This window comes from Kribbella sp. NPDC020701 (assembly GCF_055562215.1).
Map to the genome: position 1 here is coordinate 160880 of NZ_JBVHFT010000015.1, position 22269 is coordinate 183148.

Here is a 22269-nt window from a genome sequence, read left to right on the forward strand (position 1 = left end):
AGCCTGACACGCGCACCTGCCAGGAACAAGGTCCGCCCGATGCGGCTTCAATCGGTGGCTGTCCCGTAGTCGCTGCGACTACCGAGTGCGAGGTATGCGGGGCGTAGCAGGTCCGTCAGTGGCCGTCCGCGTACGGCGACATCGACCTCAGGCAACTGTTCGAGCAGCGCGCCCGTGGTGACCGGTGGGCTGGAGGCGGGTGCGTCGGCCTGCCGGTCGAAGTACGTGTCGAGGCACTCCGCGAGTGCCCGGCCCGGGTCTTCACCGCGGTCGGCGGCCGGTGGTCCGTCGGCGCGGGCCGCCTGGATGTTGGCCAGCAGATCCTCACGATCCCGCCCTCGCCAGGCGAGGATCGCGAACGGGTCGTCGTCAAAGGATTCGGCGAGGAGGTAGAACGTCGCGGCCAGATGCTTGCATGGCACCGCCTGATCAGGGCACGAGCAATCGAGCGAGAGCTCTTCGGCGTTCGCCGGGAACAGCGACAGCCCGAGTTCGGCGAACATGTCCTCGATGTCTTCCGGCATCTCGCCGGCGAGCAACTTGGCCGCGAACCAGGCGTTGCCCGCCAGCGCACGTTCGGCGTGTGACCACTCCGCCTTACCGAAGGCGGAGATGCCGATCCGGACGCGGTACGGCCGGGCCCTGCTGCCCTGCACTTGGCCGCTCACCGACCCCGGAGCAACATCCATCGAGATCACCTGACCCCTACGGGCGTAGTTTCGTCCGCGCTGGAGCCGGTTACCCAGCCCGATGTTCTCGAGCACCTCGATGAACCGCTCCGACCACCACCGTTGGCCGATCGCTCCACGGCGGCTCTTGGCCTTCAGCCCGCCCTCCACCGGACGCGGCCGGGAAGGCGGCGGATACCAGTCAGTCACCGACAGCCTCCGCGGACAGTTCGAAGACCTCGCGGAGGTCGTGCGTGGACAGCTCGGTCAGCCATCCCTCGCCGTCGCTGACGGCGAGATCGGCCAGCCGCTTCTTCTCCTCGATCATGTCGTCGATCTTCTCCTCGAGGGTGCCCGTGCAGATGAACTTGCGCACCTGCACGTTCCGCTTCTGCCCGATCCGGAACGCACGGTCGGTGGCCTGGTTCTCCACCGCGGGGTTCCACCATCGATCCAGATGCACGACATGGTTGGCGGCGGTGAGATTCAGGCCGGTGCCGCCTGCCTTCAACGACAGCAGGAAGATCGACGGTCCGTCCCCGGACTGGAAACTGGCCACCATCTCGTCGCGCCGCTTCTTCGGCGTACCGCCGTGCAGGTACAGCACATCCTGACCGAATCGCGCCGCCAGGTGCGGCACCAGCATCTCGGCGAACTCTGTGAACTGTGTGAAGCACAGCACCCGGTCTCCCTCGGCGAGGATCTCCTCCAGGATTTCCTCGAGCCGGATGACCTTCCCGGACCTGACGCCGACCGGCGACCGGTCGTGCAACAACTGGGCCGGATGGTTGCAGACCTGCTTGAGCTTCGCCATCGCGGCGAGGACATTGCCGCGCCGCGCGATACCGTCGGTATTCTCGATCTTCTCCATCATGTCGTCCACGACCGACTGGTACAGCGATGCCTGTTCGGCCGTGAGTTGGCAGTACTGCTTGATCTCGATCTTCTCGGGCAGGTCGTCGATGATCGCCGGGTCGGTCTTGAGCCGCCGCAGCACATAGGGCCGGGTGATCGCTCGCAGCCGCTCGGCCGGCTCGGTCTGACCGTACCGCTCGACCGGGATCGCATACCTGGTGCGGAACACCTCCGACGATCCCAGCAGCCCAGGATTGAGGAAATCCATGATGGACCACAACTCGGCGAGCCGGTTCTCGACTGGGGTCCCGGTCAACGCGACCCGCTGCCCGGCCTCGAGCCGCCGTACCGCCTTCGCGCCCTGAGACAGGCTGTTCTTGACGGCCTGTGCCTCGTCCAGAACCACCCGATGCCACTGGTATCCGGCCAGTTCGTCGATGTCCCGGGTTGCGGTGGCATAGGTCGTGACGACCAGGTCGATGTCCGAGAGCCGTTCACGCAGTGCATCGCCACGCAGCCGTGCGGCTCCATGGTGAGCGTAGACCCGTAGACGCGGGGCGAACCTGGCCGCCTCCCGCTGCCAGTTGCCCACCAGAGACATCGGACAGATCAGCAGTGTCGGTCCGGTTGCCGGGCCCTTGTCGCGCTGCAGGGCTTCGATCGCCAACAGTTGCACCGTTTTCCCCAGACCCATGTCGTCGGCCAGGCAACTGCCCAGTCCCAGCGACGACAGGAAAGCGAGCCACGACAACCCGCGCTGCTGGTAGGGACGAAGGGTGGCCGTGAAGCCTTCGGGTGGTTGCACGGGTTGCAGCGACTGTGCCGCGGCGCCGCTGAGCAGATCGCCCAACCATCCATCGGCCCGCACGGTGGAGACCTCCAGCGGGGTGTCGAGGTCGTCGGGATGACTGGCCGCGAGCGCGAGAATCTCGGCCGCGGTCTTCTGTCCGGTACGTTCGCGCGCCAGGAACTCCAGTCCCCGGCGCAACTGCTCGGAGTCAACCGCGACCCACAGGCCGCGCAGCCTGACCAGTGGCGCCTTCGCCGCGGCAAGAGCGGCGACCTCTTCCTCGGTCAGTGTGTCGTCACCGACGGCCAGATCCCAGCGGAACTCGACCAACTGGTCGCGGCCGAACTTGCTCTGCTTCGCCACGACGCCGTCGACCGGGGTGGACGCCGACAACGCGAGCCCGATCTTGCGGCGACGGTCCCACCACGACGGCAGCATGACGCCGAATCCGGCCTCGTCCAATCGTGGAGCGGCAGTGGACAGGAAGTGGTAGGCACCCTCGGTGTCCAGCTGCAGCTCGGACGGACGCGCCGTACGCAGACCGGCGACGAGCTCGGGATAGATCCGGCTCGCCCTGCCAAGCTCGGCCAGCAGAAGCTCCTGCGGGCGCTGGATCCACCGGCTCAAACCACCGGCGTCCTGCCACGCCCCTGAGGCCGGCACCAACAGGCTGGGATCGGCTGTCGACTGCAGGAGGAATTCCAGACGCCAGCCGGCCGCGTCATACGGCGTGTCCTCGGTCTCGATCGCGGTCAGCCGAAAACTCGCCCTGGCGGTCCCCGTCTCGCCCCGACCGACGTCCTCCCAGGGTCGCAACGATTCGACCAGTACGTCGACGTCAGCCGGGTCCGCATCGAATCTGCCGTCCCCGGTCGTCAACGCGGTCAGCCATGCTTCCGTAGCCGGCAGGCGTGCCGGCCGGCGGCCGCGGCGCGGCGGCAGTACGGCGATCCCGGCCGGCATCGCCGTACGGACAGCAGCATCGACCATCGCGTGCAGCGCCGACGTCGCGATGTCGTGGGCGTTGTGCTCGCCCGGCTGAGACCGGCAGATCGGCGGCATCGCAGCAATCAGCGAGTGCATCGTGACCACATCCGAACCCCGCAGAACCGGGCGCCAAAGCGCCACCGCCCCGTGCGTGTCCCGCGCGATCGCCGGCAGCACCCGACCGCGATCGACCAGGCTGCGCGCGAACCTCGCCAGATCAGCGAGGTACCCGATCGACGCGCCGTACCGAACGACCGGATCCTGCTGGTCGAGCAGGGACAGCGCTGACGCCGCGTCGAGGACCACCACGGGGACCGTCCACGGCAGCAGAACCGGTTCCGTCTGTCGTGCCGGTCGCGGCATGATCCGGATCAGCTCCGGCGAGTCCAGCGGTGCGCTGCGCAACGACGGCAAGAGGAGCACCGCAGTGTCCTGCTTGCCTGCGTGGATCCCGGCGAGCACCTCCGCGCGAGCAGCGAACGGATGCGGGCGCGCGGCACGCAACGCCTGGCTGGGGCTCTTCACGGTGAGCTCGGAATCCTCGGCCCACAGGCAGAGGGACTTCGAAGCCGACCAGAATCCGTGCAGAACCAGCATTGACGTCCCCTTCATGGCGCGCGGGCAAGAGGTTATCGACTGACGGACCGCGAAGTCACGCCGGCCGCCGGCCAGCCGTCGATCTCGTCCTCGAAGTAGCCGATCGGAGCACCGCCCGGCGTGAAATCGACGACGAACATCCTCCGCTCGGCCACCCAGACCCAGTCGGGCTCAGCGAACCCGACATCGTCGACTGATTTCGTACGCCGACGAGACTGGTTCCGACGATTCCGTTCACGCTTCGAGCGACGCCGCGGTGACACAGGCCCAGACGGTACTCCAGCCCCGCATTGTTCCCTGTAGCGACTGGCGTGCGCTTGGCACCCGTTCGCAGGCACTTGATCGCTGCCCGGAACTTGCAGACGCCGTGGACAACTCTGGTGGGTTTTCCCTTATGGACAAGGGGTTCTGGGGTGCTACCGATTTGAGCCAGACTGACCTCTGGCGTAGAATCAAACACATGTTCGAAGGCGATCTGGAAGAGCTCTCTACCGCAGACCTGCTGGCTGCGGCGTCGGGCTTCGGCCAGACCCAGGAACGGGCCGCGGTGCGCACGCTGGAGGCGGCGCTGGCCTTCGCGGACCGCAACGCGGTCATCTTGAGCGAGCCGCTGCCGGGCAGCGAGCGGATCCATGTGTACGGCGGCGACGGCTGTCCCGGTGTCGCGGAGTTCGCGCCGATCGAGTTCGGTGCGGTCATGGGGATGTCGACTGGTGCGGCCGCCTCACTGATCGGGGAGGCGCTGGCGTTGCGGCACCGGCTGCCCAGGCTCTGGGCAGCGGTCCTGGCCGGGAACGCGGTCGCGTGGCGGGCCTGCAAGGTCGCCCACGCCTGCCTGTCGCTGTCACTGGAGGCATGCACGATCGTCGACCGACGTGTGGCCGGGATCGTCAACACCGTGACACCGGGCAAGCTGGCGACCATCGTGACAGCATCCGTCTGGGAGGCCAACCCCGAGCTGGCCAGGGCCCAGGCCGAGGCGGCAGCCCGGGCGCGGGGAGTGTTCGTCGCGCAGTCCGACGACCATGGCACCAAAAGGTTCTGGGTCCGCGCCGCAGCCGGCGACGTGATCCGGTTCGATGCAACGATCGACGACCTGGCACGCGCGTTGAAGACCCTCGGCGACACCGACAGCCTGGATGAGCGCCGCGCGAAGGCGATCGGCTGGATCTCCGACCCAGCCGCAGCACACCAACTCCTCGAGGTCGCCCGCTACCTGGCCCGCACCCAACCACCCCACCGCGACCCAGACACACCAGACACCCCGAGCCCGGACAACCGCACACCCGCTGACGGTACGTCCATTGACGGCGCGTCCGCCGCCGATGATGCTGCTGACGATGTCCATGCCGACGACGGCCCGGCCGCAGACAACCGCGGCGGCCACGATGACTCGGCCGACCGGGACGAGCAGCACGCACCGGCGTCCGACACCGCCGAGCCCGGAGAGCCCGGCGACTGCGGCGAGCCCGCCGACTCAGGTCAGCCCAGCGAGTCCAGCGAGGCGAACCGCCCCACCGGTCCCAGCGAGCGGACCATGGGTGATCGGGGAGCTGGCGAGGACGCGTTCACGCGGCGGATGCTGGCCGGCGCGCTGCCGGCCCGGCTCGCCGCGATCAAGCAGCAGGCCTACCGCAACGGCATCGGCGCAGACAGCGGCCGCCGCAACCGCCATACCCTGTACGTGCACCTCACCGACAAGACACTGTTCACCGGCAACGGCGTCGTGCGGGTCGAAGAACTCGGACCACAACTGGCGAGCCAGCTGACCGAACTGCTCGGCCACGACCACATCGTCGTCAAGCCCGTGATCGACCTGCACGACCAGGTCAGCGTCCACAGCTACGAGATCCCCGACCGGATCCGCGAACGGGTCCGGCTCCGCCACCCCGTCGACACGTTCCCCTACGGCGCCGGCGAGGCCACCACCGGCATGGACCAAGACCACATCACCCCCTTCGACCACACAAACCCACCAGAACCATCCCGCCCACCCGACGTACCAGGCTCACCGGGCGAACCGGACCCACCGGGGCAGACCCGCCCCGACAACCTCATACCGCAAGGACGGCTCCACCACCGCGCCAAAACCTTCGGCGGCTGGCGATGCCGACGCCTGCCCACCGGCGCCATCGAATGGACCAGCCCACACGGATTCCGATTCCACGTCGGCCACAAAGGCACCCACCCCGTGCCACCAACCACCACACACGACGAAGACGACCCCAGCCATTGCTCGTGCGACCAGGGAACCGCCACAGGTTGAGCCGATCTCAGGCCGCTAGTGGCTGTCGCCTGCGTGGGGTTACGGCGTCGAGGCGCTCTGCGTGCCAGGCTGTACCGGATCGCCCTCGGGCTGCGACCCACGAGCGCCGATCGGTGGAACAGAGTCCTTCTGGCGACCGAGGCCGACACCTTGGGCGGGATGCATCCGCAAACCGGCGTCCTGCGCCTGTCCGAGCGGAAGGTCCTCCATCACCTTGTTCCTGGTCGGCGGGTGAGCGATCCGTACGAGCAGGGCCAGGCTCTGGCGACCGTTCTGCATGAAGCGACGCATGGCGGCATGGAACTGGACGCACCCGATGAGCCCACCGCGGTGCGATCCGCCCACTCCCGAGGCATCGTCGAAGGCTTGGCCGAAGTGCGGGCCTGGTACGACTTCGATGCGTTCCGAGACGCAGCCGGTTACCCACGCACACTCCATTTCACCGAGCCGAAGTACCCTGGCGCGTTCGCGGCGACCTACGACCTTCTGGAACAGGTCACCGGGCCCACGTTCGATCAGGACGCTCTTATCGACACGGCTGTTCAGAGACCCGGTGTGATGCACTTCGACCAGTTCGCGCAAGCCGTGATGGCGAACCGGCTGCGCCGGGTGGTGCCGCAGCGGCCGGACGATCAGCTCGCGGTCCGGTCGGCGCTGATCAGGGCGATGGGCCACGCCCACTGGCCGACGCTCCCCGAGATGCAAACCCCGACCGGGGTCAAGGTCGCGGGTGAGATGCGCGAGACTCTCGATGCCAAGGTCGAGGCGATTCGGCGGCACTACCACTTCACCCCGAACCGGCCGTTCGATGCCGCTGCGCCGAATCCAGAGGCGGTCCGCCGAGCGAGCGCCATGGTCACTCCGTCACTGGCCGGACTTCCAGAGCATCAGACCAACGACCGCAAGGCCACAGCGCTCGCCGAAGGTCTAGCTGCCATGCGGCTTCTGCAGACGCAGCACATGGCAGACTCGGCAACGCAAGCCCGCCCCATGCTGAGAGACGGAGACCGCGCGGCGGGCCAGCCGTCCGCCGTTGGCCGGGGACCGACCCTGGAACGTTGAAGAGCGGCCACGCCGAGACACGCCCGGGGCCACGGCTGAGCGAACCGGCTCCCCTCGCAGAAGGGGAGCCGGTTGAGCTCTTATGGATCAGCGCAGGTCGAAGCGGTCGAGCTCCATGACCTTGGTCCAGGCGGCGACGAAGTCGGACACGAACTTCGCCTTGGCGTCGTCACTCGCGTAGACCTCGGCGACGGCGCGGAGCTCGGAGTTCGAGCCGAAGACCAGGTCGGCGCGGGTGCCGGTCCACCTGACCTCACCACTCGCGTCACGGGCCTCGAACGTCTCCTGGCTGTCGTCCGTCGACTTCCACTCCGTGCCCAGGTCGAGCAGGTTCACGAAGAAGTCGTTGGTCAGCGTGCCCGGGTTCTCGGTGAGTACGCCGTACTTCGAGCCGTCGTAGTTCGCGCCCAGTACGCGCAGACCGCCGACCAGGACGGTCAGCTCCGGCGCGCTCAGGGTGAGCAGGTTCGCCTTGTCGAGCAGCAGGTACTCGGCCGGGTACCGGTTGCCCTTGCCGTAGTAGTTCCGGAAACCGTCCGCGGACGGCTCCAGCGCGGCGAACGAGTCGACGTCGGTCTGCTCCAGCGACGCGTCCGTACGGCCCGGGGTGAACGGTACGACGATGTCCTGGCCGGCGTTCTTCGCCGCGACCTCGACACCGACACCGCCGGCCAGCACGATCAGGTCAGCCAGCGAGACCGGCTTCCCGAACGACTGCTGGATCCCTTCGAGCGTGCGCAGCACCTGAGCCAGCTCGTCGGGATTGTTGACCTCCCAGCCGCTCTGCGGCTGGAGCCGGACTCGCGCGCCGTTCGCGCCACCGCGCTTGTCGCTGCCCCGGAAGCTGGACGCCGACGCCCACGCGGTCGAGACCAGCTGCGCCACCGACAGGCCGGAGGCCGCGATCTGCGCCTTCAGCGCGGTGATGTCGTCCGCGCCGACCAGCTCGTGGTCGACCGCCGGGACCGGGTCCTGCCAGATCAGCGTCTCGGACGGAACCTCCGAGCCGAGGTAGCGCACGATCGGGCCCATGTCACGGTGGGTCAGCTTGAACCAGGCCCGGGCGAACGCGTCCGCGAACTCGTCCGGGTTGTCCTTGAAGCGCCGCGAGATGGGCTCGTAGATCGGGTCGAACCGCAGCGCCAGGTCGGTGGTCAGCATGGTCGGCTTCTGCTTCTTGGCCGCGTCGTACGCGTCGGGGATGATCTCCTCGGCGCCCTTGGCCACCCACTGGTTCGCACCGGCCGGGCTCTTGGTCAGCTCCCACTCGTAGCCGAACAGGATCTCGAAGAAGTCGTTGCCCCACTTCGCCGGCGTCCTGGTCCAGGTGACCTCGAGGCCGCTGGTGATCGTGTCCGGGCCCTTGCCGGTGTTGTACGTGTTCCGCCAGCCGAGGCCCTGGTGGTCCAGCGGCGCGCCCTCCGGCTCGGCACCGACGTACTTCTCCGGGTCGGCCGCACCGTGGGTCTTGCCGAACGTGTGACCGCCGGCGATCAGGGCGACGGTCTCCTCGTCGTTCATCGCCATCCGGCCGAAGGTCTCGCGGATGTCGCGGGCCGAGGCGATCGGGTCCGGGTTGCCGTTCGGGCCTTCCGGGTTCACGTAGATGAGACCCATCTGCACCGCGCCGAGCGGCTTCTCGAGGTCGCGGTCACCGCTGTACCGCTCGTCGCCGAGCCAGGTGGTCTCGGGACCCCAGTACACGTCATCCTCCGGCTCCCACACGTCCGGGCGGCCACCGGCGTACCCGAAGGTCTTGAAGCCCATGGTCTCCAGCGCCACGTTGCCGGTCAGGATCAGCAGGTCGGCCCAGGACAGCTTCTGGCCGTACTTCTTCTTGACCGGCCAGAGCAGCCGGCGGGCCTTGTCCAGGTTCGCGTTGTCGGGCCAGCTGTTCAGCGGCGCGAACCGCTGCTGCCCGGCACCGGCGCCACCGCGGCCGTCGCTGATCCGGTACGTCCCGGCGCTGTGCCAGGCCATCCGGATCATGAACGGGCCGTAGTGCCCGAAGTCGGCCGGCCACCAGTCCTGCGACGTGGTCAGCACCTCGGCGATGTCCGCCTTGACCGCGGCCAGGTCGAGGGTCTTGAACTCCGCGGCGTAGTCGAAGGTCTCGCCCAGCGGGTTCGCCACGGCCGGGTTCTTGGCCAGGATCTTCAGGTTCAGCTGGTTCGGCCACCAGCCACGGTTCGCGTTGCCGCGGGTCGGGTGCGCGCCCTGACCGTGTGCGACCGGGCAGCCGCCTGCCGCCTGCGCGTCTTCCTCGCCGCGGCTCTCTTCGCTACCTTCACCGGGCAGTGGCTCATGGATCTCGGACATCGGATTCCTTCCAGGACTGGACGTTTTCAAAGGAATTCAGGTACGGCGTGCGCAGTCGGCGCAGAGCCCCCAATAGATGACCTCGGCCTCGTCGATGACGAACCCGTGGTCCTCGGACGCGGTCAGGCAGGGCGCGTGCCCGACCGCACAGTCGACATCGGTGATGGCGCCGCACGAGCGGCAGACAGCATGGTGATGGTTGTCCCCCACGCGCGACTCGTACCGGGCCACCGAGCCCAACGGCTGGATCCGGCGGACCAGGCCCGCCGCCGTCAGCGTGTGCAGCGAGTCGTACACGGCCTGATGCGAGACATCGGGAAGATCGTTGCGTACGGCACCTATCAGCGAGTCCGTGTCGGCGTGCGGATGCGCGTACACCGCGGTGAGCACGGCCACCCGCGGCCGGGTCACCCGCAGCGCGGCCCCGCGCAACAGCTCCTGGAGCTCATCCACCGTCGGCACGTCGAGCAGTCTGCCGCGTATTCTGGAATGAGTCAAGAATAGCTTCCGCGATTCTCATTTTGCGACAGCCTCGGCCCCGGTTGATGCTTGCCTCAGGCACCTACCGCGGGCCTCGATCAGCGGGCCAGGTACCGGCGTACGTCGTGGGCGACCTGGATCCGGCTCTCCATCGCATACTTGCGCAGGATCACGCCGAGGTGCGACTTCACGGTCGGCAGCCGTACGCCGAGCTCCGTCGCCAGCGCCTCGTTGTCGAGACCCTGAACGAGGAGCAGGGCCACACGCTGCTGAGCGTCGGTGAGCGACAGGAACCGTCGTTCAGGTCCTTCGTCGACCTCGAGCATCATCTCGATCAGCTCCGACTGCGTCTGCTCCGCCGTACGGACGATGCCCTCGAGATACCCGCGCAGCGGTTCGTCCGCGGCCGCCGGTTCGTCCAGGGCCTGGTCCGCGAGACCCCGCAGTACGGCGATCCGGTTGGACAGGTACTCCATCACGTGATCGGACGTCAGCAGGTTCGGCGTATCGTCCCCGGCCGGCAACAGCCGGAGCGCCTCGCGGTCCTCGACTTCCCGGGTCAACACCTTGGCGAGAGCACCGGCGAGCCACTCAAACGCTCGTACGGCGTTGTCGTCGTACACCTCAGCCTGGTAGCTGTACGTCGCCATCATCCCGAACAGTTGATCGCGACCATCCTTCGTACGCCGGAACATCGGCACGAGAACCGCGTCCTGGGACTGCCTGGTCACGTCGCCACACGGAATCCCCGCATTGAGCACGGCCCCGTTGTCATACCCGAACCGATACGTCTGCTGCTTCCGCAACAACCACGCGGTCGGCCCACTCGGCCCGAACGTATGACTCGACGGGTCGTCGTACTTCCCGTCCTCGTACCCATACGGGTACCGCACCCGGTCCGACCCCTGCAGAAACCCCACAAAGAACGTATCCACCGGCGCCACCTTCGCCGCCACCCCACGCACATAGTCATAAAGCGCGTAGTGATTCCCCCGCGGCAAAGCCTGAATCTTGTGATAGGCCTCCCGCAAAACCAAAGCCGTCCCCGCATCAACCCGAACAGCCACCCCAGCCCCCTCCCCGAGTCCCCCCATGACTATGCCCAGTAATCGCTCAACGTAACAATCCGAGCCGAGCTTCGCCTCGCACCGGACGCCGTGGCTACCGGCTGTCACCCCTCGCCGTGAGCGATCGCGTCAACCATGGGGGCTCAGATGTCCGACGAGAAAGCGCCGTGGCCAGGCAAGGCCCAAGTCTGGCCACCGCGCCTGATCGGCCTTGAGCTCGCGTGCTTCGGGTGGGTGGGAGCGGTGCGGGCGAGCGGTAGTGAGCGTGGTGGCGCGGGGGTTGGTCTCTGCATGCGAAAGGCCGGTCCGTTGGACCGGCCTTCGTGTTGGGTGGAGCTGAGGGGATTCGAACCCCTGGCCTCTTCGTTGCGAACGAAGCGCGCTACCAACTGCGCCACAGCCCCGAGCTGATCGCTGGTTTCCCGGCGACCGCGAAACTCTAACACGGCTATGGTCGCGCGATAAAACCGAGGTTGTCGAGCGGGTTTCAGTCGCCGACGGCGCGCTTGACCTCGGGCTCCTCGGGCTGCTGGGCAGGCTCCGGGAGCGGTGATCTTTCGGCGGGATCCGTCGTACGCGCGGAGGAGAAGACCTCGTCGTCGGACAGCGAGATGGTGCGGACGGTGCGGTCCGGTGCCTTCTCCTTCATCACGTACGTCGGCAGCGTCACAGGCACCGGATCCCATAGGCCTTCTGCCGGAACCGCGGGCTTCTCCACCTGAGGTTCGGGCAGCTTGACCTCGATGGTCATCTCCTCGTCCGGAGACGGCGCGGGCTTGCCGGCCGGGCCTCGATCGTGGCGAGCCTGCTGTAGCGCCCGACGCTTCGCGGCCTGCCGAGCACGCGACCGGGCCTGGCGCCGCAGCTGCACCCGGGTGAGTACGACGAACGCCACGATCAGCGAACCGGGGATCGCAACGGTCCACCACAGCAGCATCTGCAGACCGGCCAGTGCGACGACCGACAACAGCGAAAGGGTCAGGATCGACAGCACCCGCCGGCGGCGCATAGCGGCCACCCGGCGGGCTCGGTTCGGAACGTACCGCTGCGGCGGCGGCAGATCGGTCGCCCCATCCAGAGCACCACCAGCAGCACCGGAAGCAACAGGAGCGGCACCCGGAGGACGTACGACGTACCGAGGCCGCGACGGGTCACGCGACAGCACCCGCGCGTCGGCCGACGTCGACACCGGGCGGCGCCGCGCCTCGTCGTTGCGCTTCAGCAGCATCGGGACGAGGTAGGCGGCCCACGCGGCGACGATCGCCACATAGATCAGCCCTGTCGTCCCCATGCGACGACGCTAAGGTGCGGCGAGCTCATGATCAGGTACGTGAGCCGGTGTGTCGCAAGAAGACTCGTGTGACTGATGTGAATAGCGACGCAGGGTGATCAAACCAGTCGCGCTACGAGACCAGGCCCGACCTCTTCGACGTTCAGCGCGAAGATGCGGTGGTCGCGCCAGTCCCCGTCGATGTGCAGGAACCGCGGCCGCTCACCCTCGTACCGAAAGCCGAGCTTCTCGACCACTCGGAGACTTGCCTTGTTCTCCGGGCGGATCGCCACTTCGATCCTGTGCAGCCCGAGGGTGAACCAGCAGTGGTCCGCGGCCATCGCGACCGCGGTCGGCACGATGCCGCGACCGGCGTACTGCTCGTCGACCCAGTAGCCAAGGTTGGCCCAGCGCGCCGAGCCGTAGGTGATGCCGGACACCGTCAGCTGCCCGACCAGCGGCCACTTCGCCCGCGCACCTGCGCCCGCGGCACCGCCGTACGTGATGACGAATGGCAGCATGCGGCCGTAGCGTGCCTGCCGGTTCCAGTCACGTGCCATGGCGCGGAATGTCCGCGCACCGTCCTCCGCACCGGGCGGCTGGGTCGCGTCCCACGGGCGCAGCCAGCTGACGTTGCGCTGGCGTGCGGCCGCCCATTCACCGCCGTCGCCGGCGCGCAGCGGTCTGAGCGCGACCAGCCCGTGCTGCAGCTCCACGGGCCAGTGCACGATCGCCATCAGTCGGTGTCCGTCCGGACGTGGTCACCGCCGTGCACCTGCTCGACCGCATGTCGCAGCAACGGCTCCAGCACGGCGAGACCGTCCTTCACGCCGCCTCGCGAACCGGGCAGGTTCACGATGACCGTCGTACGCGCGACTCCGGCGACGCCACGCGACAGAGCGGCCGTCGGTACGCCGTTTGCCACGCCATAAGACCGGATAGCTTCAGCAATGCCAGGGATGACGCGCTCCAGGACCGCAGCCGTTTGCTCTGGCGTTGCATCGGTCGGAGAGATGCCCGTGCCTCCAGTCGTCAGCACCACGTCGTACGACGCCTCGACCGCAGCACGCAACGCATCACCGACAGGCGGACCATCCGGGACGACCTGCGGACCGGACACCTCGAAACCCCAACCAGACAGGCGCTCGGCGATCAACGGACCAGTGGTGTCGGTGTAGACGCCGGCGGCCGCGCGGTTCGAGACGCTGACGACAAGGGCTCTCACGGCCGCTCCCAGTGCCCGGTCTTGCCGCCCTCTTTGAGCTCGACGCGGACGTCGGACAGCACGGCGGCCGGGTCGAGTGCCTTCACCATGTCGATGACCGCGAGCCCGGCGACCGCGACGGCGGTGAGCGCCTCCATCTCGACACCGGTGCGGTCGGTGGTCTTCACCTGAGCCTGGATCAGCACTGCGTCGTCCGCGACCTCGAGGTCGACCTTGGCGCCGGTGATCGCGATCGGGTGACACAGCGGGACCAGGTCAGGCGTCCGCTTGGCGCCCATGATGCCGGCGATCCGGGCAACGCCGAGCGCGTCGCCCTTCGGTACGCCGTCGCCGCGCAGCGCGGCCACCACCTCGGCCGAGACGAAAACCTTGCCGCTGGCAACAGCTCGCCGGACGGAGGTGTCCTTGTCCGACACGTCGACCATCCGCGCCGCCCCGGTCTCGTCGACATGGGTCAGCCCGGGCGTAGCCGGCGTACCAGCGCCAGGGTCCTGCGTCATCCGGTCTCCTCGTCCAGCAGCAAGAGCTCGACCTGATCGCCGGCCCGGACCGCCGTCACGTCCTCGGGCACCACGATCAATGCGTTCGCACGACTCAGCCCGCCGAGCAGGTGTGAGCCGTGCCCGCCGACTGTACTGGCCATCCAGCCCTCGTCGCCGGATCTGGCCGCGGCGCGGACGTACTGGCGCCGCCCGGCGGGTGAGCTGAACCCGTCGAGCGTCACGCCGTGGACCGTCGATCGCCGATACGGCATCTGGCCCATCAGCTTGCGCAGCGCCGGCCGCACGAACACCTCGAAGGACACGTACGCCGACACCGGGTTGCCGGGCAGCGTGAAGATCGGCACCTCGTCATCACCGAGCACACCGAACCCCTGCGGCTTGCCCGGCTGCATCGCGACCTGCGGGAAGTCGACCGTACCGAGCTTGGACAGCTCCTCCTTGACCACGTCGTACGCGCCCATGCTCACGCCACCGGTGGTGATCACCAGGTCGGCGCGGACGAGCTGGTCGGACAGGGTGTCCATGATCCGTTTCGGGTCGTCGTCGACGATGCCGACGCGATAGACCACCGCACCGGCGTCCCGCGCGGCCGCGGCCATCGTGTAGCTGTTCGAGTCGTAGATCTGTCCCTGGCCCAGCCGGCTCCCGGGCTCCCGCAACTCAGCTCCGGTCGACACCACGACCACTCTGGGTCGCGGACGGGCCTTGACCCGCGCCCGGCCGACAGCGGCGAGCACGGCGATCTGGCGCGGCCCGAGCACGGTGTCGCGCTCCAGCACCTGATCCCCCGCCTGCACATCCTCACCGGCCCGCCGCACCGACGCACCGAGCGGCGGCTGCTGGGCGATCCGCACGTTCACGGTGCCACCGTCGGTCCACTCGACCGGTACGACGCTGTCCGCGCCGCGGGGCATCTCCGCACCGGTCATGATCCGCACGCACGTACCGGACGTCACCACGATCGGCTCACTCCGGCCGGCCCGGAACTCTCCGACCACCGGCAGGCTGAGGGGGTTGTCCTGCGTCGCTCCGGCAAGATCCGCGGCCTGCACGGCATACCCATCCATGGCCGAGTTGTCGAACCCCGGCAGACTGACGCCGGACACGACGTCCTCGCAGAGCACCAGCCCCAACGCCTCCATCAGCGGCTGGTCGAACGCCGGCAGCGCCTTCACCCGCCCCAGCACGACCTCGAGATGCTCATCCACAGTCCGTCTCACGAGCCCGACCCTAATCCACGGATCCGGTGATCCCGCGCTCAGTTCCGGAAGGATGCGTCAAGAATGCCGGGTGAGGGCCTCAGGGTGGTTGCCCCAGGTCATGCGGACGTCGGGGGCGCGCTCCTCGTTCGCCGCGCCGTCGGTACGACGTACCTCGACGAAGCCATGTGCTTGGTAGAAGGCCTGCGCACGGAGGTTGGTCTGGAAGGTCCACAAGGCGAGACCGCCCGGCCGGAGGTCCTTCGCGAGGTCCACCAGGGTCGACCCGACGCCACGGCCGGCCACGTCCGGATCGACGTACAACTGGTCGAGGTCATCGCCGTCCAGCGTCAGCACCGCGACGATCCGGCCGTCGTCGAGCGCGACCCAGGTCTGTGCGTCCGGCAGCAGCACCTCGGCGAACCAGGTCGCCACCTGCTCGGCAGTATGGATCGCCGCAGGCAGCAGCGAGCCCTCCGCGTGCCGCGACCGCCACCACACCGCGGCGGCCTCGTCCGTGTCGTACGGCTCCAGCGGCCTGATCAGCAGGTCGTCCATCCCCCCGAACCTCCGTCAGCCCTCGAGTACGGCGCCGTCCGGGATCTCCCGGCGCGCACCGGCCGGCGCCTGGAGCTCCACGTCGCCGACCACTACCACATCCTTGCCGAAGGCAACGTCACCGCGCACCTCGAGCCGGTCGGCGCGCACCAGCGACGGCGGCCCGGCCGCGAACCGCGTGTCGAAGTCGGCCAGGATCTTGAAGAACTCCGGGTCGAGCTCGACGTACGGCTCGTCGCCTTCGTGGGTCGTGCTCAGATCGCCGGACTCGTCCAGCTCGTACACATCCGACCGCAGTACGAGCAGGTCGTTGGTCGTCTTCACCGGCTTGAACCTGCTGCGGTCCACCAGCACCGCCTGGGAGCCCTCGAAGGTCTCGATCGCGGTCCCCATCCCGGTCTCGAGCTGGATCACCTTGGGCGACGTCGGATCGGCCGGATCGACGGTCTTGCGGTTGACCATGATCGGCAGGCCCAGGATCCCGTCGTGGCCGTCCATCAGCTCGGCCAGCTGGTCCAGGTCGATCCACAGGTTGTTGGTGTTGAACGTCTTGTGCCGGGTGATGTCCTGGAAGTACTTGGTCTCCTCTTCGGCGACCTGCGCGCTGTCCCGCAGGATCAGGCGGCCGTCGGACTTGCGGACCGCCACGTGCCCGCCCTTGCGGTCGGACCGGGTACGCCGGCACACCTCCATGCCGAACGGTACGTCGTGCTCGGCCATCCAGGCCGCGATCCGCGGGTCCGCGGTCGCACCGAGGTTGTCCGCGTTGGAGATGAACGCATGCCGGAAGCCGTGTTCCCTCAATGCGTCGAGGGCGCCGGAGGCAACCAATGCGGTGAACAGGTCACCATGACCCGGTGGGCACCAGGCCAGCTCCGGGTCCGGCTCCCACTCGGCCGGGGTCAGGTCGTCGGCGAGCAGCTTCGGCTCCATGTTCTGCAGGAAGTCCAGGGGCAGGCCGTCCACCGCGAGGCCGTCGTACTCGCTCAGGATCTGCAGGGACTCCTCCTTGGTGCGGAAGGAGTTCATCAGCACCAGCGGCAGCGGTACGTCGTACTTGCGCCGGGTGCTCAGGATCTGGCGGGCGATGATGTCGAGGAAGCTCAGTCCGTCCTTGACCTGCAGTGCGGACTTCGGACCGGTCACACCCATCGACGTACCGAGGCCGCCGTTGAGCTTGATCACCACCGTCTCGGCCAGCGCGGCCCGCAGCGCCTCGGGGTCGGTGTCCAGGTGGTCCAGGTGTGGGAGGTCGCCGACCGGCTCGATGTCGTCCTCGCGGATCGTCCCCTGCTGACCCGACTCGAGCAGCTGGTAGTAGTGCGTGAAGACGCGGATCGCGACGTCGGCAGCGCCGGCCGCGCGCATCTTCTCCTGCGCTTGTCTCAGACCTGCCTCACTCATGCACCAACCCTAGGGGACGCCGGGTAATCCCTGTGTTAACCGCGTCACGCTCTTACGATCAAGGGGTGTTCCCCTCGAAGGCCGCGGCGCGGCAGTACTTCCTCAGTGCCCGCAGAGCCCGGCCGCATGCGGGCGACCTCCTGAGCGGTGCGCGGCACGAACTGCCGGACGTGCACCGACTGGCTTTGTACGTGTCGAGGGGTCCGGAGCCGCAGACGGGCGCACTGATCGATTGGCTGCTGGCAACCGACCATGAGGTGCTCCTGCCGATCCTGTACGCCGACAACGACCTGGGCTGGGGTATTGCACCAGGAGCGGCGGACCTGGTGCCCGGCCGCCTCGGCCTGTCCGAGCCACCGGTCGATCTGGGCTCAGACGCTATCGCCACGGCCGCTCTGGTCATCTGCCCAGCTCTGGCCGTCGCCCGCGACGGTGTCCGGCTGGGACGCGGCGGAGGCTCGTACGACCGAGCACTCGCCCGCGTACGACCGGGTACGCCGATCTGGGCCGCGGTGTACGACACGGAGGTCGTCGAAGCGCTTCCGAGCGACGCCCACGACCACCTGGTGGACGCTGCGCTCACCCCAAACCGGTTGATCCCGCTGAGAAGATCGGTGGATGACTGAGACGGCGATCGACGCCGCGGCAGCGGCCGCGCGTGACCTCGGCCTGACCGTGACGGACCCGACAGTCCTGTACGACGCGTTCTCCGTGGTGGTGCACCTCAAGCCGTCGCCCGTGGTCGCCCGCGTGCCGATGAACCTCCCGGACTACCTGATGGACCTGGAGGGCGGCGCCCACCGCCAGCAGCGCGAGTTGGACGTGGCTGCGTGGCTGGTCTCGTACGGCCATCCGGTGGTTGCCCCGAGCCCACTAGTGCCGTTGGAGCCGGTGGAGCGGGACGGGTTCTCCATGACGTTCTGGCAGTACGTCGACCAGTCCGGTGAGGTCGACTACCTCGCCAGCACGACCCGGGCCGCCGAACTGCACGCCATACTCGCGGGCTACCCGAAGGAACTGCCCTGGCTCACGCCACTGCTCGGAGTGCCGTCGGGACTAGCCGCTCTGCAGGCCGTACCCGGATTGCTCGAGCAGGAAGACGTGGACCGAGCCCATGCCGAGTGGAAGGTACTGAAGCCGCTCCTGACGAGCCTGGCCGGCTTCGAGGCGGTCTTCCCGTCGGCGACCATCCAGACGATCCACGGCGACGCACCGTCGTACAACGTGATCCCCACGGCCGACGGGTCCTGTGGGCCGACTTCGAGGACACGACCCTCGGTCCGATCGAGTGGGACATGGCTGGGTTCGGACCGGACCTCGGCAAGGTGTACGACGAGGCCGCGGCAGCACTCGGACGTCCACAGCTGGACCAACGCGTGCAGCAGGTGATGGACACGGCACGCGCGTTCCAGATCATGGCGTGCACGCCACTGGTGCCGCGGATGCCGGCTCTCGCGGACGGCATCCGGATGTTCGTCGGGCAGTGGCGGACCACGCCGTTCGCTGGTGGACTGGGCTGATGCTGGGCACGTACGTCGACAACGGAGTCCTGTCCGGGCTGGTCTCGCTGGTGAGCCGGGAGGGCTCGACTCGGGTCGAGGTGCTCGGCCAAGTCGAGTTCGACGGTGCGGAGATGCAGCGGGACACCCTGTTCCGGGTGGCATCGTTCACCAAGCCGATCGTCGCGGCCGCGGCGATGATCCTGGTCGACGAGCTCCGGCTATCCATGGACTCCCCTGTCGCTGACCTGCTGCCGGAACTGGCGCATCCGGTCGTACTGCGGCAACCGGACGGACCACTCGACGACACTGTCCCGGCGGGGCGGCCGATCACTCTGCGGGATCTCCTCACGTTCAGACTCGGGCTCGGTGAGTCCGACAACCCGGCTCTTCGGCAACGCGAGGCGGAGCTGGAGCTGCGGACGTTCGGTCCGCCCGTGCCGCGGACTTCGCTGGAGCCAGACGAGTGGATGCGGCGGCTGGGGATGCTGCCGCTGCAGTTCCAGCCGGGTGAGCGGTGGCTGTACTCAACCGGCTCGCATGTGCTCGGCGTACTGATCGCCCGAGCGACCGGTCAACCGCTGGAGGACTTCCTGCGGGAGCGGATCTTCGAACCGCTGGGGATGCGCGACACCGGGTTCACCGCATCGGATCCGGCCCGGCTGACGACGGCGTACGTCGGTGACGACGTCATGGACACGGCGTCCGACAGCCAGTGGCTGGTGCCGCCGTCGTTCCCGGATGCGAGTGGTGGGTTGATCTCGACGGTCGATGACTTCCACGCGTTCGCACGGATGCTGCTGGCCGGTGGAGATCGACTGCTGTCGCCGGCCGCGGTGGCGGAGATGACGAGAGACCAGCTGACGCCGGCGCAACGGGCTTCTGCTGACGCAGCGTGCATTGTGGACTTGGCCCGAGGAGCTGTTCGCCGAGGCTAGTTCTCCGGCTTGGTGAACGTCAGCGCGTGCTTGCGAGCCGCCTCGACCGCTCCCCTGGTATAGGCCCATGGCAGCGTCTCGCCCTTGAGCCACAGCTCGGTCTGGTCGGTGTAGTTGGACGAGAACGCGTGTCCGGATACACCGGTCAGATTCACCCAGCGGGACTTGTCGAAGTCGGACAGGTCGACCACCATCCGCATCGACGGTGTCGCCGTGACCGTGTAGCCCTCGGACGCGTCCCACGCGGTCGCGTCGACGATCGACGTACCGCCGCCGAGCTCGTAGGGACCGCGGTTGAACAGCCGGTCCACCAGACCGATCCCGGACTTGCCCAGCGTCTGGTTGGTCAGCGTCAGCTTGTGCAGCTTGCCCCACTGCCAGTTCTCGGGTTCACGCGCCATCTTCTGGGTGATCTCGGTCCGCGCGTTGACCAGGGCCTCCCGCAGGATGTCGTCCCGGTTCTCCTTCTGCGGCGTACGGATGTTGTCCCACCAGCCACTGTTCGGCTGGCTGAGCAGCGTGTGGATCACCTCGAACCAGCGCGAGCCGCCATCCGGCCAGGTGCCCTCGGGGAGCTGATCGTGGAAGGTCAACGCGAGCAGGTTGCGCCACACGACGTTGAAGTACGCCGCGGCCGCGGAGTCCGGCGGCTGAGTGAAGTCCCAGTTCCGCAGCGTGTCCTGGCCCTGCTTGTCGAACGCGTCGTCGATGCCGATCTGGAGCAGGTACGGCACCAGCATCTCGGCAGCCCGGTTCTTGGTGTCCAACTGGATCGACGCCATCGCGTTCGCATCCAGCTTCCCGGCGGCCCTGATCCGGTCCAGGATCTGCTGCGACCGGTAGCCGTAGTCCCAGTCGTTGGTCAGGTAGTACTTGTACGTGCCCGGCACCACGGCCTGGTTCGCGGTGACGATGATCCCGTCCGGTGGATCGAACTCACTGGGTAACGCATCGAACGGGATGTAGCCGGTCCAGCGGTACATCGGATCCCAGCCAGGCACGGGCCAGTCACCCCGGCCCTTCCGGCGGATCGGGATCAGTCCGGGCGACTGATAGCCGATGTGCCCGTCGGTGTCGGCGTACACGAGGTTCTGCGAAGGGACCTCGAACTGCGACGCGGCGGCGCGGAACTGGGTCCAGTTCTGGGCCCGGTTGATCGCGAAGAGCGCGTCAGCGGTCCGGCCAGGAGTCAGTGCGGTCCATTGCAGCGCCACGCCGTACGCCTGGGGGTACTTGCCCTGCTTGGCGGCGATCTCGCCGATTTCGCGCTGGTCCTCGCCGACATCGGAGATGAGCGGACCGTGCCGGGTCTCGCGAACGGTGATCTTCACCGGCTTGTCCTGGCCGGCCACCTTGAACGTCTCCTCGCGCGTCGCCATCGCGCGCCACTTGTTGCTGTAGAGGACCTTGTCGCCGTCGATCCGCTCCAAGTACAGGTCCTGGACATCCGGATCCAGGTTGGTGAAGCCCCAGGAGATCGCATTGTTGTGGCCGATCACCACACCGGGCAGGCCGGAGAAGCTGAAGCCGGACACGTCGAACGGGCAGCTCTTGCTGAGGTTGTTGCAGTGCAGGCCGACCTGGGTCCAGATACCCGGCATGGTGGCGCCGAGGTGCGGGTCGTTGGCCAGCAGGGGCTTGCCGGTGGTGGTGTGGTCGCCCGAGACGACCCAGGAGTTCGAGCCGATGCCATCCCCCTGGCCGAGCAGCTCAGGCAGGCCCTTGGCCACCTTCTGGACGGAGTCGAGGGACTTCAGGAAGTCCTGCGTCAGCATCCCGCGACGGGCCTCGGGGGCGATCGGCGAGGTGCTGAACTTGCCGTCCTGACCGACCGAGCCGGAGGACATGATCGGGTCGTTCCGGTCGTACGGGTACTGCGGGTAGAGGCTCTCGATGTTGCGGGACGGGAACGCCGCGAGCAGCTTGGTCCGGGTGATCTCCTCGTCCATGTTGCCGCCGAGGTCCCACGCCATCGCCTTCAGCCAGGCCAGTGAGTCCGCCGCCGTCCACGGCTCCGGGCGGTAGTCGGTGCCCTTGAGTGACAGCACGGCGTACTCAAGGCTGAGACCGGATCCGCTGTGGTTGGACAGGTATTCGTTCACACCGCGGGCGTAGTCGTCCAGATACTGCCGGGTGGACGGGCTGAGCAGGCCCAGCTCCTTCTCCGCGACCCGGCGCCAGCCGAGCGTGCGGACGAACTTGTCCGTCTCCAGTGCGTCCGCGCCGAACAGCTCGCTCAGCCGGCCCGCGGTGACGTGCCGGCGGAAGTCCATCTCGAAGAACCGGTCCTGTGCGGCCACGTAGCCCTGCGCCGCGAACAGGTCCGACGGTGTGTCCGCGTAAATCTGCGGGATGCCGTTCGCGTCCCGGACGACGTTGACATCGCCGTCCAGACCGGTCAGCTCGATCGTTCCGTCGTACGTCGGGAACGAGTGGCGGACGACGAAAACGACGGTTCCCGCGATCACCAGGAGGACCGTGGCGAGGGCGATTCCGCTGATGATGACGACTCGAAGCAGGCGACGCACGGACCCAACCGTAGAGAATCACCCTGGATGCCCCAAATGGGGTCCCTCACAACT

Annotated in this window: 21 protein-coding genes and 1 tRNA gene; 6 read left to right on the forward strand and 16 right to left on the reverse strand. The window is 67.9% G+C overall.

Annotated elements, in window-relative coordinates:
- Positions 1–47: 47 nt before the first annotated feature.
- The 3 genes from ACZ3HV_RS31665 to ACZ3HV_RS31675 are packed head-to-tail and all read right to left on the reverse strand — an operon-like array spanning position 48 to position 4052.
- Complete coding sequence (locus ACZ3HV_RS31665; RefSeq protein WP_465689600.1) at positions 48–878, reverse strand: SWIM zinc finger family protein; 831 nt, start codon at positions 876–878, stop codon at positions 48–50.
- A complete protein-coding gene (locus tag ACZ3HV_RS31670; protein ID WP_465689602.1) occupies positions 871–3897 on the reverse strand; it encodes a DEAD/DEAH box helicase in 3027 nt (1008 codons plus the stop codon). Before ACZ3HV_RS31670 ends, ACZ3HV_RS31665 begins: the two co-directional genes overlap by 8 nt.
- Positions 3898–3929: 32 nt before the next feature.
- Entirely contained in the window at positions 3930–4052 is a 123-nt protein-coding gene (locus ACZ3HV_RS31675) for a hypothetical protein (RefSeq protein ID WP_465689604.1), read from the reverse strand.
- 305 nt (positions 4053–4357) lie between these two features.
- On the opposite strand from ACZ3HV_RS31675, the gene ACZ3HV_RS31680 reads away from it, so the two are divergent.
- The gene (locus tag ACZ3HV_RS31680) at positions 4358–6163 is read left to right on the forward strand and encodes a hypothetical protein (RefSeq protein ID WP_465689605.1); all 1806 of its coding nucleotides are present in this window, start codon (positions 4358–4360) and stop codon (positions 6161–6163) included.
- A 39-nt stretch (positions 6164–6202) separates the two neighbouring features.
- On the opposite strand, the gene ACZ3HV_RS31685 is transcribed toward ACZ3HV_RS31680, so the two are convergent.
- Positions 6203–6454: a hypothetical protein gene (locus ACZ3HV_RS31685; protein WP_465689607.1), complete on the reverse strand. Its 252-nt coding sequence runs from the start codon at positions 6452–6454 to the stop codon at positions 6203–6205.
- Positions 6455–6460: 6 nt separating this feature from the next.
- On the opposite strand from ACZ3HV_RS31685, the gene ACZ3HV_RS31690 reads away from it, so the two are divergent.
- A complete protein-coding gene (locus ACZ3HV_RS31690) occupies positions 6461–7225 on the forward strand; it encodes a hypothetical protein (protein ID WP_465689609.1) in 765 nt (254 codons plus the stop codon).
- A gap of 87 nt (positions 7226–7312) precedes the next feature.
- On the opposite strand, the gene katG is transcribed toward ACZ3HV_RS31690, so the two are convergent.
- From katG to ACZ3HV_RS31745, 11 genes are all read right to left on the reverse strand, one after another.
- Positions 7313–9544, reverse strand: coding sequence for a catalase/peroxidase HPI (gene katG / locus ACZ3HV_RS31695; RefSeq protein WP_465689611.1), 2232 nt, complete (start codon positions 9542–9544; stop codon positions 7313–7315).
- A gap of 36 nt (positions 9545–9580) precedes the next feature.
- On the reverse strand, positions 9581–9997 hold the full coding sequence (locus tag ACZ3HV_RS31700) for a Fur family transcriptional regulator (RefSeq protein ID WP_465689812.1): 417 nt from the start codon (positions 9995–9997) through the stop codon (positions 9581–9583).
- Between the two features lie 125 nt (positions 9998–10122).
- Positions 10123–10959 carry a helix-turn-helix transcriptional regulator gene (locus ACZ3HV_RS31705; RefSeq protein ID WP_465689613.1) on the reverse strand — a complete coding sequence of 279 codons (837 nt, stop codon included), beginning with the start codon at positions 10957–10959 and terminating at the stop codon, positions 10123–10125.
- A 463-nt stretch (positions 10960–11422) separates the two neighbouring features.
- Positions 11423–11495 (reverse strand) — tRNA-Ala (locus tag ACZ3HV_RS31710).
- A gap of 83 nt (positions 11496–11578) precedes the next feature.
- On the reverse strand, positions 11579–12382 hold the full coding sequence (sepX, locus tag ACZ3HV_RS31715) for a divisome protein SepX/GlpR (protein WP_360366805.1): 804 nt from the start codon (positions 12380–12382) through the stop codon (positions 11579–11581).
- Between the two features lie 98 nt (positions 12383–12480).
- Positions 12481–13098, reverse strand: coding sequence for a GNAT family N-acetyltransferase (locus ACZ3HV_RS31720; protein ID WP_465689614.1), 618 nt, complete (start codon positions 13096–13098; stop codon positions 12481–12483).
- Positions 13098–13586, reverse strand: a complete 489-nt coding sequence (locus tag ACZ3HV_RS31725) for a MogA/MoaB family molybdenum cofactor biosynthesis protein (RefSeq protein ID WP_465689616.1) — start codon at positions 13584–13586, stop codon at positions 13098–13100. Before ACZ3HV_RS31725 ends, ACZ3HV_RS31720 begins: the two co-directional genes overlap by 1 nt.
- On the reverse strand, positions 13583–14086 hold the full coding sequence (gene moaC, locus ACZ3HV_RS31730; RefSeq protein WP_465689618.1) for a cyclic pyranopterin monophosphate synthase MoaC: 504 nt from the start codon (positions 14084–14086) through the stop codon (positions 13583–13585). Before moaC ends, ACZ3HV_RS31725 begins: the two co-directional genes overlap by 4 nt.
- Positions 14083–15309 carry a molybdotransferase-like divisome protein Glp gene (glp, locus tag ACZ3HV_RS31735; RefSeq protein WP_465689620.1) on the reverse strand — a complete coding sequence of 409 codons (1227 nt, stop codon included), beginning with the start codon at positions 15307–15309 and terminating at the stop codon, positions 14083–14085. The genes moaC and glp overlap by 4 nt, the downstream gene beginning before the upstream one ends.
- A gap of 57 nt (positions 15310–15366) precedes the next feature.
- Positions 15367–15846, reverse strand: coding sequence for a GNAT family N-acetyltransferase (locus ACZ3HV_RS31740; protein ID WP_465689622.1), 480 nt, complete (start codon positions 15844–15846; stop codon positions 15367–15369).
- A gap of 15 nt (positions 15847–15861) precedes the next feature.
- Complete coding sequence (locus ACZ3HV_RS31745; RefSeq protein ID WP_465689623.1) at positions 15862–17250, reverse strand: UTP--glucose-1-phosphate uridylyltransferase; 1389 nt, start codon at positions 17248–17250, stop codon at positions 15862–15864.
- Between the two features lie 65 nt (positions 17251–17315).
- Between ACZ3HV_RS31745 and ACZ3HV_RS31750 the strand changes: the two genes are divergently transcribed.
- The 4 genes from ACZ3HV_RS31750 to ACZ3HV_RS31765 are packed head-to-tail and all read left to right on the forward strand — an operon-like array spanning position 17316 to position 19687.
- The gene (locus ACZ3HV_RS31750) at positions 17316–17876 is read left to right on the forward strand and encodes a 5-formyltetrahydrofolate cyclo-ligase (protein ID WP_465689625.1); all 561 of its coding nucleotides are present in this window, start codon (positions 17316–17318) and stop codon (positions 17874–17876) included.
- Positions 17869–18639: a hypothetical protein gene (locus ACZ3HV_RS31755; RefSeq protein WP_465689626.1), complete on the forward strand. Its 771-nt coding sequence runs from the start codon at positions 17869–17871 to the stop codon at positions 18637–18639. Before ACZ3HV_RS31750 ends, ACZ3HV_RS31755 begins: the two co-directional genes overlap by 8 nt.
- Entirely contained in the window at positions 18639–18770 is a 132-nt protein-coding gene (locus ACZ3HV_RS31760; RefSeq protein ID WP_465689628.1) for a hypothetical protein, read from the forward strand. The genes ACZ3HV_RS31755 and ACZ3HV_RS31760 overlap by 1 nt, the downstream gene beginning before the upstream one ends.
- On the forward strand, positions 18770–19687 hold the full coding sequence (locus ACZ3HV_RS31765; protein ID WP_465689630.1) for a serine hydrolase domain-containing protein: 918 nt from the start codon (positions 18770–18772) through the stop codon (positions 19685–19687). Before ACZ3HV_RS31760 ends, ACZ3HV_RS31765 begins: the two co-directional genes overlap by 1 nt.
- Here the strand turns inward: ACZ3HV_RS31765 and ACZ3HV_RS31770 are convergent.
- A complete protein-coding gene (locus ACZ3HV_RS31770; protein ID WP_465689632.1) occupies positions 19684–22215 on the reverse strand; it encodes a penicillin acylase family protein in 2532 nt (843 codons plus the stop codon). The genes ACZ3HV_RS31765 and ACZ3HV_RS31770 overlap by 4 nt on opposite strands.
- Between the last annotated feature and the right edge of the window lie 54 nt (positions 22216–22269).

Coding starts and splice junctions, on each gene's coding strand:
- ACZ3HV_RS31670 (WP_465689602.1), bottom strand. CDS start 3,897: ATGCTGGTTCTGCACGGATTCTGGTCGGCTTCGAAGTCCCTCTGCCTG.
- ACZ3HV_RS31680 (WP_465689605.1), top strand. CDS start 4,358: ATGTTCGAAGGCGATCTGGAAGAGCTCTCTACCGCAGACCTGCTGGCT.
- ACZ3HV_RS31685 (WP_465689607.1), bottom strand. CDS start 6,454: ATGCGTCGCTTCATGCAGAACGGTCGCCAGAGCCTGGCCCTGCTCGTA.
- ACZ3HV_RS31690 (WP_465689609.1), top strand. CDS start 6,461: ATGGAACTGGACGCACCCGATGAGCCCACCGCGGTGCGATCCGCCCAC.
- katG (WP_465689611.1), bottom strand. CDS start 9,544: ATGTCCGAGATCCATGAGCCACTGCCCGGTGAAGGTAGCGAAGAGAGC.
- sepX (WP_360366805.1), bottom strand. CDS start 12,382: ATGGGGACGACAGGGCTGATCTATGTGGCGATCGTCGCCGCGTGGGCC.
- ACZ3HV_RS31720 (WP_465689614.1), bottom strand. CDS start 13,098: ATGGCGATCGTGCACTGGCCCGTGGAGCTGCAGCACGGGCTGGTCGCG.
- moaC (WP_465689618.1), bottom strand. CDS start 14,086: ATGACGCAGGACCCTGGCGCTGGTACGCCGGCTACGCCCGGGCTGACC.
- ACZ3HV_RS31740 (WP_465689622.1), bottom strand. CDS start 15,846: ATGGACGACCTGCTGATCAGGCCGCTGGAGCCGTACGACACGGACGAG.
- ACZ3HV_RS31745 (WP_465689623.1), bottom strand. CDS start 17,250: ATGAGTGAGGCAGGTCTGAGACAAGCGCAGGAGAAGATGCGCGCGGCC.
- ACZ3HV_RS31755 (WP_465689626.1), top strand. CDS start 17,869: ATGACTGAGACGGCGATCGACGCCGCGGCAGCGGCCGCGCGTGACCTC.
- ACZ3HV_RS31760 (WP_465689628.1), top strand. CDS start 18,639: ATGGACACGGCACGCGCGTTCCAGATCATGGCGTGCACGCCACTGGTG.
- ACZ3HV_RS31765 (WP_465689630.1), top strand. CDS start 18,770: ATGCTGGGCACGTACGTCGACAACGGAGTCCTGTCCGGGCTGGTCTCG.